Raw genomic sequence first — 12,760 nt, 5'->3', positions numbered from 1 at the left:
TTCAATCGTGAGAAACGAAAAGATGGGAGAAATCTATGAGTGATAACTCGAAAACACGTGTTGTTGTTGGTATGAGTGGTGGTGTTGATTCATCTGTAACAGCTTTATTATTAAAGCAACAGGGTTACGATGTCATCGGCATCTTCATGAAAAACTGGGACGACACAGACGAAAATGGTGTCTGTACAGCTACAGAAGATTACAAAGATGTAGCAGCAGTTGCAGACCAGATTGGTATTCCTTACTATTCTGTCAACTTTGAGAAAGAATATTGGGATCGTGTCTTTGAATACTTTCTTGCAGAATACCGTGCAGGCCGGACACCAAATCCGGATGTCATGTGTAATAAGGAGATTAAATTTAAGGCCTTCTTAGATTATGCCATGACACTCGGTGCCGATTATGTAGCGACAGGGCACTATGCGCGCGTGACGCGTGATGAAGATGGCATTGTCCATATGTTACGTGGCGTTGACAATGGGAAGGATCAAACTTATTTCTTAAGCCAACTGTCACAAGAACAACTTCAGAAAACCATGTTCCCATTGGGACATTTGGAAAAGCCTGAGGTTCGTCGTCTAGCTGAAGAAGCTGGATTAGCGACAGCTAAAAAGAAAGACTCAACTGGGATTTGCTTTATTGGAGAAAAGAATTTCAAAGAGTTTCTAGGGAACTACCTTCCTGCCCAACCAGGTCGAATGATGACCATCGATGGACGAGATATGGGCGAACATGCTGGTTTGATGTATTACACGATCGGTCAGCGGGGTGGTCTTGGAATTGGTGGCCAACAAGGTGGAGACAATGCTCCCTGGTTTGTAGTTGGTAAAGACCTTAGTCAAAACATTCTTTACGTTGGTCAAGGCTTCTATCATGAAGCACTGATGTCAACAAGTTTACAGGCTAGTCAAGTTCACTTTACACGAGATATGCCTGAAGAATTTACGTTAGAATGTACAGCTAAGTTTCGCTATCGTCAACCCGATTCCAAAGTGACTGTACACGTTAAAGGTGACAAGGCAGAAGTGATTTTTGCAGAACCTCAACGAGCCATTACGCCAGGACAAGCTGTTGTGTTTTACGATGGTGAAGAGTGTCTCGGTGGTGGTTTGATTGACAATGCTTATCGAGATGGTAAAGTTTGTCAATATATTTAGTATTTTCTAGGAGGAACGAGGATGTTTCAGTTCTTTAAGAAAAAAACAGATAAAAAAGAGAACGAAATGCCTCTCTCTGACTATAAGAAACAGTATTTGAGGGAGAAAACGACAGAGTCGATTGAAGCCTTGTTCATGCAATTGAAGCGATCCAAAGTTTGGGTTCCCTTTAATGCTTCTTTAATGGATGGGAGTGACGAACAAGAAGGTGTTCGTCTAAAACCAGATATTCTACGAAAGGGAGACAACTACTTTTATCCTTGCTTCTTGACGGAACAGGATATTCCTAAAGATTATTACGATCGTTTTTCTTGGCTGCAAATACCTTTTACGGACTGTTTATTTACTGCAGAAAGGATAGGAAAGTTTCCAGTGAGAGGGATTGTTCTAGATGCATTCTCTGATCCAGTTGAGATTGACAAAGGAGTTTTTGAAGCAATCCGTCAATCTTAGTATATTTAAATTGACAAATTTTCTCAATTTGCTACAATAATAAAAGCAATAGAAATGATGGTCAAAGCTCATGGATGTTGCAGGCTTTTTTGTCCTGCACTTCTCAGAGTTTTGACTATTTTTGTGTGATTTCGAAAGGAAGTAAAATGAGGCAACAGGATTTTCGGACGAAAATAGGTTCTACCGTTTTTGGTGTGAGAGCGACTGCTTTGATTGTAAAAGATAATCGCTTGTTCGTCATAGAAGATGAGGACGGCTGTTATACAATCGGAGGTGCTATTCAGGTCAATGAAACTACAGAGGATGCTGTAGTTCGGGAAGTCAAAGAGGAACTTGGTGTCACATCTACAGTAGGTCCGTTAGCTTTTGTGGTTGAAAATCGCTTCGAACAAGCTGGAATCCACTACCATAACATTGAATTTCATTATTTGGTAGACTTGCTGGAAGATGCACCTTTGGTCATGCAGGAAGATGCAAAGCAATTACCTTGCCGTTGGATTGCTTTAGATGATTTACACACTGTTGACCTGAAACCAGCCTTTTTAAAATCAGCCCTACCAGAATGGGACGGAAAATTACAACACATCCATCTTGAGAAATAGGAGAAAAAATGACTTATAATTTTATTGAAGAATACGATATCATTGTAATCGGTGCGGGTCATGCGGGGGTAGAAGCCTCTCTAGCTGCTAGCCGTATGGGTTGTAAGGTCTTACTTGCGACTATTAACATTGAAATGCTGGCTTTTATGCCTTGTAATCCCTCTATTGGTGGTTCTGCTAAGGGGATTGTCGTGCGTGAAGTCGATGCCCTCGGTGGAGAAATGGCGAAGAATATCGACAAGACCTACATCCAAATGAAAATGCTCAATACTGGTAAAGGTCCTGCGGTTCGTGCACTTCGGGCTCAAGCAGACAAAGAACTTTACTCAAAAGAAATGCGGAAAACGGTAGAAAACCAAGAAAATTTGACTCTCCGCCAAACCATGATTGATGAGATTTTGGTGGAGGATGGTAAGGTTGTTGGTGTAAGGACTGCGACTCACCAAGAGTATGGGGCAAAGGCTGTTATTGTTACTACTGGGACAGCTTTACGCGGAGAAATTATCATTGGAGATCTCAAGTATTCGTCAGGGCCTAATCATAGTCTAGCTTCTATCAATTTAGCCGATAATCTCAAACAGCTAGGATTAGAAATTGGACGTTTCAAAACAGGGACACCACCTCGTGTAAAGGCATCGTCAATTAATTATGACGAAACGGAAATTCAACCTGGAGATGAAGCTCCAAACCATTTTTCTTATACATCGCGTGATGAAGATTATGTAAAGGATCAGGTTCCTTGTTGGTTGACTTATACCAATGGGCATAGTCATGAAATTATCCAGAATAATTTACACCGGGCACCTATGTTTACAGGTGTTGTAAAGGGAGTAGGCCCTCGCTATTGTCCGTCCATTGAGGATAAAATTGTCCGTTTTGCTGACAAAGAGCGCCATCAACTATTTTTAGAACCAGAGGGACGAAATACAGAAGAAGTCTATGTTCAAGGGCTGTCAACGAGTTTACCAGAGGATGTTCAACGGGATCTTGTCCATTCTATTAAGGGACTTGAGAAGGCAGAAATGATGCGAACGGGTTATGCGATTGAGTATGATATGGTTTTGCCTCATCAACTGCGCGCAACTTTGGAAACCAAGAAAATTGCAGGTCTCTTTACAGCTGGCCAAACCAACGGAACATCTGGCTATGAGGAGGCCGCTGGTCAAGGGATTATTGCAGGGATCAATGCGGCTCTAAAAATCCAAGGAAAACCAGAACTCATTTTGAAACGTAGTGATGGCTATATTGGGGTTATGATCGATGATTTGGTAACAAAAGGAACGATCGAACCCTACCGTTTGTTAACAAGCCGTGCAGAATACCGCTTGATCTTACGTCATGATAATGCAGATATGCGGTTGACGGAGATGGGGCGAGCAATTGGCTTGGTAGATGATGAACGTTGGCAACGTTTCGAAACCAAGAAGTATCAGTTTGAAAACGAGATGAAGCGCCTTGACAGTATTAAGTTAAAACCTGTAAAGGAAACGAACGAGAAGGTTGCAGCGCTAGGCTTTAAACCATTGACAGATGCTGTCACAGCCAAAGAATTCTTGAGAAGACCAGAAGTATCTTATCAAGATGTTGTTAATTTTATCGGACCAGCTGCTGAAGAGCTAGATGATAAGATTATCGAGTTGATCGAAACTGAAATTAAGTACGAGGGTTATATCTCAAAAGCTTTAGATCAGGTTGAAAAAATGAAGCGTATGGAAGAAAAACGAATTCCTGCCAATATTGACTGGGATGATATTGACTCCATCGCAACCGAAGCGCGTCAAAAATTTAAATTAATTAATCCAGAAACGATTGGTCAAGCAAGTCGTATCTCAGGTGTCAATCCCGCTGACATTTCTATCTTGATGGTTTATCTTGAAGGCAAGAGTCGTAGCATCTCTAAGAGTAAGACAAATTAGCATGAAAAGAGGTTGAAGTAGTTGCTTCAGCCTCTTTTGTCAGATTACAATGATCAAGCTGTATTTACAAATATGTCAATATAGTTTACAGCAATGTGAAATATTAGAAAAAATATGTGCTTACTTATCTTCGTAGAAATAAGGAGAAACCTCGCTTTTTAGCTCTTTTTATGGTATAATTCCGAGAAGAGGTTTATGATGAAAAAATTTCGTTTGACCCCTATTCATTATTGTATGGTAGGGTTATTATCTTTTATTATTTTAGCCATTAGTTCTAGATTAATGGGTGGAACATTTGCAAATTTAATTGTAATCTTTTTTATTCTTTCAGGAATCATCTATCTCTTTCTTCATCAATTAAAGCAGGTTGAACTGGATGAGTTGGAACAAATCCAATATGTCAATCATCAGGCAGAAAATGGACTGGCATCTTTACTAGATAAAATGCCAGTTGGGGTGATTAAAATTAATAGCGATACTAATGAAGTAGAGTGGTTTAACCCCTATGCAGAATTGATGTTTTCGACGGATGATGGAGATTTTGATGTTGAATTGTTGAAAAAACTCATTCACAATTTGTTTGAAGGCATTGGACATTTTATTACAATAGCTGATAAGAAATATTCTGTTTATTTTGATCAGACAGCTAGTGTTGTTTACTTTTTTGATGTATCTAGTGAGTATGAGGCGACAGTTGGCTTGGTGACAACTCGTCCTGTTATCGGTATTATTTCTGTTGATAACTATGATGATCTAGAAGATGTCATTTCAGACTCTGATATTAGCAATATCAATAGTTTTATTGCCAACTTTGTAGAAGAGTTTACAGCTCATTACCATATGTTTTATAGACGTGTGGGAATGGACCGTTTCTATTTGTTTACAGATTACACGGTCTTGGAACAATTGATGGAATCGAAGTTTTCAGTCATCGATCAATTCCGTGAAGTAGCTAAAAATCGTGAGCTACCTGTTACCTTAAGTATGGGATTCTCGTACGGTGACGGGGAGCATGATGAGATTGGTAAAGTGGCTCTCTTGAACCTAAACCTTGCGGAAGTTCGTGGTGGGGATCAAGCGGTTGTCAAGGAAAATGATGAACAGAAAAACCCTATCTTCTTTGGTGGGGGAACAGCTTCGGCTGTCAAGCGGACTCGGACTCGCACACGCGCTATGATGACAGCTATTTCGGATAAGATTAAATCCGTTGATCAAGTCTTCATAGTTGGACATCGGAACTTGGATATGGATGCTTTAGGAGCGTCTGTGGGAATGCAGTTTTTCTCTAGCAATATTTTGGCTTCCTCTTATGTGGTCTACGACCCGCATGCAATGGCTAGTGATATTTCAAGAGCGATTGAGAAATTAGAAGATGAACAAGTTACGAAAATCCTTACCTTAGAGGAAGCCATGCAAATGGTAACGGATCGCTCCTTGTTGATTATGGTTGACCATTCTAAGACGGCCTTGACCCTTTCTAAAGAGTTTTATAAGGAATTTCAACAGATTATTGTTATTGACCATCATCGTCGGGATGATGACTTCCCTGAAAATGTTCTGATCACTTATATCGAAAGTGGAGCAAGTAGTGCGAGTGAATTAGTCAGTGAGCTTATTCAGTTCCAGAAATCGAAGAAAAATCGGTTGACGAAGATTCAAGCTAGTGTCTTAATGGCTGGGATCATGCTGGATACTAAGAATTTTTCTGCTCGTGTGACGAGTCGGACCTTTGATGTGGCGAGTTACCTTCGCTCAAGAGGTAGTGATAGTGTAGCCATCCAGGAGATCTCTGCGATTCAGTTTGACGAGTACCGCGAAGTGAACGAACTGATCTTGACTGGTGAAAAGATTTTGCCACATATCATCGTAGCTTGTGCGAATACGTCTAAAGCTTATGATTCAGTAACCATTAGTAAAGCTGCTGATAGTATGCTAGCCATGTCTGAGGTGGAAGCAACCTTTGTCATTGCTTGTAATCAAAGTGGGACTGTCTCAATTTCTGCACGAAGTCGAAGCAAAGTCAATGTACAGCGTATCATGGAACAGCTTGGAGGAGGAGGTCATTTCAACTCGGCAGCCTCTCAAATTGAGGGTCAAGATTTGATGAGTATTCGTCAACAACTGATTGAGACTATTGAAAACGAAGTAACTATTGAAAAGGAGAATGTAGAATGAAAGTTATTTTCTTAGCGGATGTAAAAGGTAAAGGTAAAAAAGGCGAAATTAAAGAAGTGCCTACTGGTTATGCACAAAACTTTTTGATCAAGAAAAATCTTGCAAAAGAAGCCAACGCCCAAGCAATCGGGGAGCTTCGTGGAAAGCAAAAATCAGAAGAAAAAGCGCATGCTGAATTGTTAGCGGAAGCGCAAAAGATTAAAGCGAAATTAGAAGAAGAAGCAACAGTTGTTCAATTCACTGAAAAAATTGGACCAGATGGCCGTACTTTCGGCTCTATTACCAATAAAAAGATTGCAGAAGAGCTTGAGAAACAATTTGGCATTAAAATTGATAAACGTCATATCCAAGTTTCCTCTCCAATTCGTTCAACAGGATTGATTGACGTCCCTGTAAAAATTTATCAAGATGTTACAGGTGTGATTAATATTCGTGTAAACGAAGGGTAAACACGATCGATAGAAAGGTTTTTTTATGGCTGAGATAGAGGAATTACGAACACAACCTCAGGATATCCAGGCTGAACAATCAGTGTTGGGAGCCATCTTTATAGATGAGGGGAAATTGGTCTTTGTTCGTGAATATATCGAGCCTGGCGATTTCTTTAAGTATTCGCACCGTTTGATTTTTAAAGCCATGATTGATCTGGCTGACCGTGGGGATGCGATTGATGCGACGACTGTTCGAAATATTTTAGATAGTCAAGGAGATCTCCAAAATATTGGCGGTCTCTCCTATTTGGTAGAAGTTATCAATTCGGTACCAACTTCAGCCAACGCAGAGTATTACGCGAAGATTGTAGCCGAAAAAGCTGTCCTACGTCGGTTGATCTCTCGATTAACGGAAAGTATTAATCAAGCTTATGATGGTGCGAGTCCGTCAGATGAAATAATAGCTGGTGCTGAAAAAGCTCTGATTGATGTTAGTGAAAATGCAAATCGTAGTGGGTTTAAAAATATTCGAGACATCTTGAATAGTAACTTTGGTAGCTTGGAAGCTCGTTCGCTTCAAACATCTGATATCACGGGTATTGCGACGGGCTACCGCGATTTGGATCATATGACAACAGGGCTACATGAGGAAGAGTTGATCATTTTAGCAGCTCGTCCTGCAGTAGGGAAAACAGCTTTTGCTCTAAATATTGCTCAAAATATCGGAACAAAGCTGGACAAGACAGTGGCTATTTTTTCATTAGAAATGGGTGCTGAAAGTTTGGTCGACCGGATGTTAGCAGCTGAAGGCTTGATTGAATCTCATTCGATTCGGACAGGTCAATTGACGGATGAAGAATGGCGGAAATATGCTATTGCCCAAGGGAATTTGGCCAATGCGAGTATTTACATTGATGATACTCCAGGAATTCGGATTACTGAGATTCGTTCGAGAGCAAGAAAATTAGCACAGGAAACAGGGAACCTTGGTCTTATTCTGATTGACTACCTGCAGCTGATTACAGGGACTGGAAGAGAAAACCGTCAACAGGAAGTTTCAGAAATTTCCCGTCAGTTAAAAATTTTGGCCAAGGAACTAAAAGTACCTGTTATTGCTTTGAGTCAGCTGTCACGTGGTGTGGAACAGCGCCAAGACAAACGTCCTGTTCTTTCTGATATTCGTGAATCTGGATCGATTGAGCAGGATGCAGATATTGTTGCCTTCTTGTACCGAGATGATTATTATGATCGGGCTGGTGAAGAGGAAGAAGATGGCATGCCCAATAATACGGTTGAAGTGATTATTGAAAAAAACCGTTCAGGCGCGCGTGGAACAGTAGAATTAATTTTCCAAAAGGAATACAATAAATTCTCAAGCATTTCAAAGAGAGAGGATCAATAAAATGAGTGATGCATTTACAGATGTTGCGAAAATGAAAAAAATTAAAGAAGAGATCAAAGCTCATGAAGGACAAGTAGTTGAAATGACGCTTGAAAATGGACGGAAACGCCAAAAGAATAAATTCGGACGCTTGATTGAGGTCTATCCTTCTTTATTTATTATTGAGTATACAAATGACAATAGCCTGCCAGGTGAACCAGCTAATACCTACGTAGAGTCTTACACCTATTCAGATATTTTAACAGAGAAAAATTTAATTCGTTATTTGGATTAATTTCTTGCTTTTATCGCTTAAATCAGTTATTATAATAAATACATATGGGAGTCTGTGTACAGTCTGAGAGGAAGTGTAAGCTTCGACCGCACCTGATCTGGGTAATGCCAGCGTAGGAAACAAATGAAATGTATTTTTCGTTATGAGTGACCTTGTGCTATCCGTCTCCTTTTAGGAGGCGTTTTTTTATTTTTGAGAAAGGAGGTTACGATGTCTCTTGTAAATAGATATTCAAAGCAGTTGATAGGGATTGCAGGGGTTGCCAGTCTTCTTGTCTTATGGCAGTTGGCAGGGGTTTTAAACATCTTGCCAAAATTTGTATTGCCGACACCGCTTGAAATTGGGACTGCCTTTGTTCGGGATCGAGCGCTTCTGCTTCATCACAGCTTGTCTACTCTTCAAGTAGCCTTGCTCGGACTAGTTATAGGGGTTCTTCTGGCTGCAGGTTTAGCGATTGTCATGGATAGTTTTCAATGGGTCAATGATCTAGTCTATCCTTTTATGGTTATCATACAGACGATTCCGACGATTGCCTTAGCCCCCATCTTGGTTCTTTGGTTTGGTTATGGTATCCTTCCAAAGCTTGTTTTGATCATTATTACGGTGGTGTTTCCCATTGTAGTTAGTTTCTTAGATGGTTTTCGGCATTGCGATCATGATATCTTGAGATTGTTTCAGATTATGCAAGCCAACCGTTTTCAGACCTTAGTCCACTATAAAATTCCTGCAGCACTTCCTTATTTTTTTGCAGGTTTACGTGTGAGTGTATCCTATGCTTTTATCAGTACGGTTGTTTCAGAATGGTTAGGAGGATTTGATGGATTGGGAGTTTATATGATCCAATCGAAGAAGTTGTTTCAGTATGATACAATGTTTGCTATCATTGTATTAATTTCTGCTATTAGTTTACTCGGTATGTTTCTCGTTGACCAATTAGAAAAAACTATTCTGAAATGGAAAAAGGGTTGACAAACTTGTAAATGGTGTAAAAATAAATTGACAATAATGTAAAAGAGGTATTTCTTATGAAGAAGCAGTTAGCTTTGTTTTTATCGATTATTTGTGGAGTTGTTTTTTTGGTGGCTTGCCAAAATTCTGTCAAGCAATCGTCAAGCAATTTGAAAAAGATTGATTTTATTCTAGATTGGACCCCGAATACCAATCATACGGGTCTCTATGTAGCTAAGGAAAAAGGGTACTTTAAAGATGCAGGACTGGATGTAGATATAAAACTTCCCCCGGAAGACAGTAGTTCTGATTTGATTATCAATGGGAAAGCTCCATTTGGTATTTATTTCCAAGATTCTATGGCCAAGAAATTGGATAAAGGTGCGGGTATTACCGCTGTTGCAGCTATCGTCGAACACAATACGTCAGGGATTATTTCAAGAGAAGATGCAGAAATTAAAAGTCCCAGGGATTTGTCTGGGAAGCAGTATGGTACCTGGAATGATCCGATTGAATTGGAAATGATCAAATCTATGATGAAAAAAGAAGGGGCTGATTTTAATCAAGTAAAATTGGTTCCAAATAGTGACTCGAATTCCATTACGCCAATTGAAAATAAGGTCTTTGATGCTGCTTGGATTTATCATGGTTGGGATGGAATTTTAGCTGAGCAAAAGGGAATGAAGACGAACTTCTTTTACATGAAAGATTTTGTTCCTGCATTTGACTACTATTCGCCTGTTATTATTGCTAACAATGACTATTTGAAGTCTCATAAAGAGGAAGCAAAAAAATTCATTCAAGCGGTTAAAAAGGGCTACCAATATGCTATAGAGCATCCAGAAGAAGCTGCGGATATCTTGATCAAACAGGCCCCTGCCTTGGCAAACCAGCGTGATTTTGTCCTGGCTTCCCAAAAATATCTTTCCAGTCAATATGCTTCAGACAAGGACAAGTGGGGGCAGTTTGATTCTAAGCGGTGGAATGCTTTTTATGCTTGGGCAAAAGAGCAAGGTTTGGTTTCAAATGACTTAAGAGACAAAGGTTTCACAAACGAATTGGTAGGTGACTGATATTTTAACCGTAAAAGATGTAAGTTTCTCTTTTGGAGATAAAGCAGTTTTAAATAATGTATCACTAGAAGTGCAAAAAGGAGAAATCGTCTCTATTCTAGGTCCGAGTGGGGTAGGGAAATCAACCTTGTTTAATTTAATTGCTGGGATCCTTCCCTTACAAAAGGGCGCTATAGAAGTAGATGATGCTCCGATCTCTTTTGGGAAAGTCAGCTATATGCTACAAAAGGATCTTTTGTTAGAACATAAGACAGTATTGGGAAATATTATTCTTCCCCTTCAATTAAAAAAGATTCCTAAGGAAGAGGCGACATCTACAGCTCTAAAATTGTTAGATGAATTTAAATTGGGAAGTATCTCCAACCTTTATCCTAATGCGCTGAGTGGGGGGATGCGGCAACGGGTGGCGCTATTGAGAACCTATCTTCTGGGTCATTCTGTCTTCCTATTGGATGAAGCTTTTAGTGCCTTAGATGAATTGACAAGGCAGGATCTTTATCACTGGTATCTAGAAAGTAAGGAACGTCTTGGTCTCACAACTCTGGTGATCACTCATAGTATCGAAGAAGCTTTGACATTGAGTGACCGGGTCTATATCTTGAATCATAATCCCGGTGAAATTATTGCCGATCTTCCTTTAAAATGGGATCCAGCAATGGATAGAGATTGGCAACAATTGCAATATAAAAAACGAATCATAGAATTATTGTCTGAATTTCATTGAAATTGTTTTGAAGGACTTTACAAAGTCTCGATTCCGTGATAAAATAGAGTTTGTGCGAAATGACAGCAGGACAAAATGAAGCTCGTCAACAGGAAGTCAGCTAGAAAAGTAACCTTTGCTGTTTGGGCGAAGGCTTTCTGAACGAATCAGGTTTGTCTAAAACGTTATTTCCTACAAAAATTATTTTTATAGGAGGACATTTCACATGTCACGTTATACAGGACCATCTTGGAAACAATCTCGCCGTCTTGGCTTGTCACTTACAGGTACAGGTAAAGAATTGGCACGTCGTAACTACGTACCAGGTCAACACGGACCAAACAACCGTTCAAAATTGTCAGAATACGGTTTGCAATTAGCTGAAAAACAAAAACTTCGTTTCTCTTACGGACTTGGTGAAAAACAATTCCGTAACTTGTTCGTACAAGCTACTAAAGTTAAAGAAGGAACTGTCGGTTTCAACTTCATGCTTCTTTTGGAACGTCGTTTGGATAACGTTGTTTACCGTCTTGGACTTGCGACTACTCGTCGTCAAGCTCGTCAATTCGTTAACCACGGTCACATCCTTGTTGATGGAAAACGCGTTGATATCCCTTCATACCGTGTAACTCCAGGTCAAGTGATCTCAGTTCGCGAAAAATCAGCTAAAGTTCCAGCTATCCTTGAAGCTGTTGAAGCTACAGTTGGACGTCCAGCATTCGTATCATTCGATGCTGACAAATTGGAAGGTTCATTGACACGTCTTCCAGAACGTGATGAAATCAACCCAGAAATCAACGAAGCACTTGTCGTTGAATTCTACAACAAAATGCTTTAATTTTAAGATATATCTTACGAAAAGCCCATGGTTGTGGGCTTTTTGTTTTGTCTTAAACCGTTGATTTCTGGGTTAGCTACCCTTTTTGTTTTATTAAAACTGAAGCCTTATAATAAAAAACTCCTGATCTATCTAGATCAGGAGGCACTGTTACCGTAACATTTTCATTAAAAATTCAGCCATTTGTTGAGGGCTTTCTTTTTTTCCGCGAGAAACCCACATCTGACAGACTCCGAAGAAGGCATTGGTCAGATAGACAGAACTGTAGACTCTTTCAATATCTGTTAATGATTTATGACTATAGCGCTCTTGCAAACTATCAACTAATAGAATCTGCAATTTATGACGTAAGAAGGTTTGAATCTCCTTGGTTCCATTCTCTGTCAAAAGAACTGCAAAGAGGGGCTCCTTGGTTAGAAATTCAAACACCTCTGTAATCGCTTGACGCTTGTCGTCTTGGTGTTTGTCAAAGACGTATTCAAGTTTGTGAAAGAGTGCTTGTTGGTAGCGCTCGATCATGTCGTACTTGTCTCGATAATGGGTATAAAAACTAGAGCGACTAATGCCGGATTCTTGCGCTAACTCAACCGTTGTGATTTGGTCGAATGATTCCTTTTCGAGTAGTTGAACCATTGCTTCCTCAATATTTCGTTTTGTTTTTAATCGTTTATTGCTCTCAGTCATCTGTTAATCCTTTTTGCACAAAATTATACACAGTGTCCAAAAAATGAAATTCCTACTTGTGAAATTTTCTAGAAACTGTATAATCTATTATATCAGAAATTTAG

Annotated in this window: 13 protein-coding genes; 12 read left to right on the top strand and 1 reads right to left on the bottom strand. The window is 39.7% G+C overall.

The window, feature by feature from the left end:
- The first annotated feature begins 35 nt into the window (after window positions 1-35).
- From mnmA to rpsD, 12 genes are all read left to right on the top strand, one after another.
- Window positions 36-1,157, top strand: a complete 1,122-nt coding sequence (gene mnmA / locus AB5Y61_RS04875; protein ID WP_315375782.1) for a tRNA 2-thiouridine(34) synthase MnmA — start codon at window positions 36-38, stop codon at window positions 1,155-1,157.
- A 21-nt stretch (window positions 1,158-1,178) separates the two neighbouring features.
- The gene (locus AB5Y61_RS04870) at window positions 1,179-1,610 is read left to right on the top strand and encodes an SseB family protein (RefSeq protein ID WP_368403359.1); all 432 of its coding nucleotides are present in this window, start codon (window positions 1,179-1,181) and stop codon (window positions 1,608-1,610) included.
- Between the two features lie 146 nt (window positions 1,611-1,756).
- On the top strand, window positions 1,757-2,212 hold the full coding sequence (locus AB5Y61_RS04865) for an NUDIX hydrolase (RefSeq protein WP_368403358.1): 456 nt from the start codon (window positions 1,757-1,759) through the stop codon (window positions 2,210-2,212).
- A gap of 8 nt (window positions 2,213-2,220) precedes the next feature.
- Entirely contained in the window at window positions 2,221-4,128 is a 1,908-nt protein-coding gene (gene mnmG, locus AB5Y61_RS04860; RefSeq protein ID WP_368403357.1) for a tRNA uridine-5-carboxymethylaminomethyl(34) synthesis enzyme MnmG, read from the top strand.
- A 195-nt stretch (window positions 4,129-4,323) separates the two neighbouring features.
- The gene (locus AB5Y61_RS04855) at window positions 4,324-6,303 is read left to right on the top strand and encodes a DHH family phosphoesterase (protein ID WP_368403356.1); all 1,980 of its coding nucleotides are present in this window, start codon (window positions 4,324-4,326) and stop codon (window positions 6,301-6,303) included.
- Window positions 6,300-6,752, top strand: a complete 453-nt coding sequence (gene rplI, locus AB5Y61_RS04850) for a 50S ribosomal protein L9 (RefSeq protein WP_003002156.1) — start codon at window positions 6,300-6,302, stop codon at window positions 6,750-6,752. Before AB5Y61_RS04855 ends, rplI begins: the two co-directional genes overlap by 4 nt.
- 25 nt (window positions 6,753-6,777) lie before the next feature.
- Window positions 6,778-8,136: a replicative DNA helicase gene (gene dnaB / locus AB5Y61_RS04845; RefSeq protein ID WP_003018603.1), complete on the top strand. Its 1,359-nt coding sequence runs from the start codon at window positions 6,778-6,780 to the stop codon at window positions 8,134-8,136.
- Window position 8,137: 1 nt separating this feature from the next.
- On the top strand, window positions 8,138-8,410 hold the full coding sequence (locus AB5Y61_RS04840) for a Veg family protein (protein ID WP_003009183.1): 273 nt from the start codon (window positions 8,138-8,140) through the stop codon (window positions 8,408-8,410).
- A 210-nt stretch (window positions 8,411-8,620) separates the two neighbouring features.
- The gene (locus AB5Y61_RS04835) at window positions 8,621-9,379 is read left to right on the top strand and encodes an ABC transporter permease (protein WP_368403355.1); all 759 of its coding nucleotides are present in this window, start codon (window positions 8,621-8,623) and stop codon (window positions 9,377-9,379) included.
- A gap of 56 nt (window positions 9,380-9,435) precedes the next feature.
- Window positions 9,436-10,431 carry an ABC transporter substrate-binding protein gene (locus AB5Y61_RS04830; protein ID WP_368403354.1) on the top strand — a complete coding sequence of 332 codons (996 nt, stop codon included), beginning with the start codon at window positions 9,436-9,438 and terminating at the stop codon, window positions 10,429-10,431.
- On the top strand, window positions 10,424-11,155 hold the full coding sequence (locus AB5Y61_RS04825; protein ID WP_368403353.1) for an ABC transporter ATP-binding protein: 732 nt from the start codon (window positions 10,424-10,426) through the stop codon (window positions 11,153-11,155). Before AB5Y61_RS04830 ends, AB5Y61_RS04825 begins: the two co-directional genes overlap by 8 nt.
- Before the next feature lie 205 nt (window positions 11,156-11,360).
- Window positions 11,361-11,972, top strand: a complete 612-nt coding sequence (gene rpsD / locus AB5Y61_RS04820; RefSeq protein ID WP_003002210.1) for a 30S ribosomal protein S4 — start codon at window positions 11,361-11,363, stop codon at window positions 11,970-11,972.
- 150 nt (window positions 11,973-12,122) lie between these two features.
- Here the strand turns inward: rpsD and AB5Y61_RS04815 are convergent, their stop codons facing one another.
- Window positions 12,123-12,656 (bottom strand): TetR/AcrR family transcriptional regulator, encoded by a 534-nt coding sequence (locus AB5Y61_RS04815; protein WP_368403352.1) that lies wholly within the window; start codon window positions 12,654-12,656, stop codon window positions 12,123-12,125.
- Window positions 12,657-12,760 lie beyond the last annotated feature (104 nt).

This window comes from Streptococcus parasanguinis (genome assembly GCF_040908565.1).
GTDB lineage: Bacteria > Bacillota > Bacilli > Lactobacillales > Streptococcaceae > Streptococcus > Streptococcus parasanguinis_AC.
Note: the sequence above shows the minus strand (reverse complement) of the source record. Positions and strands in the feature narration are given on the sequence as shown.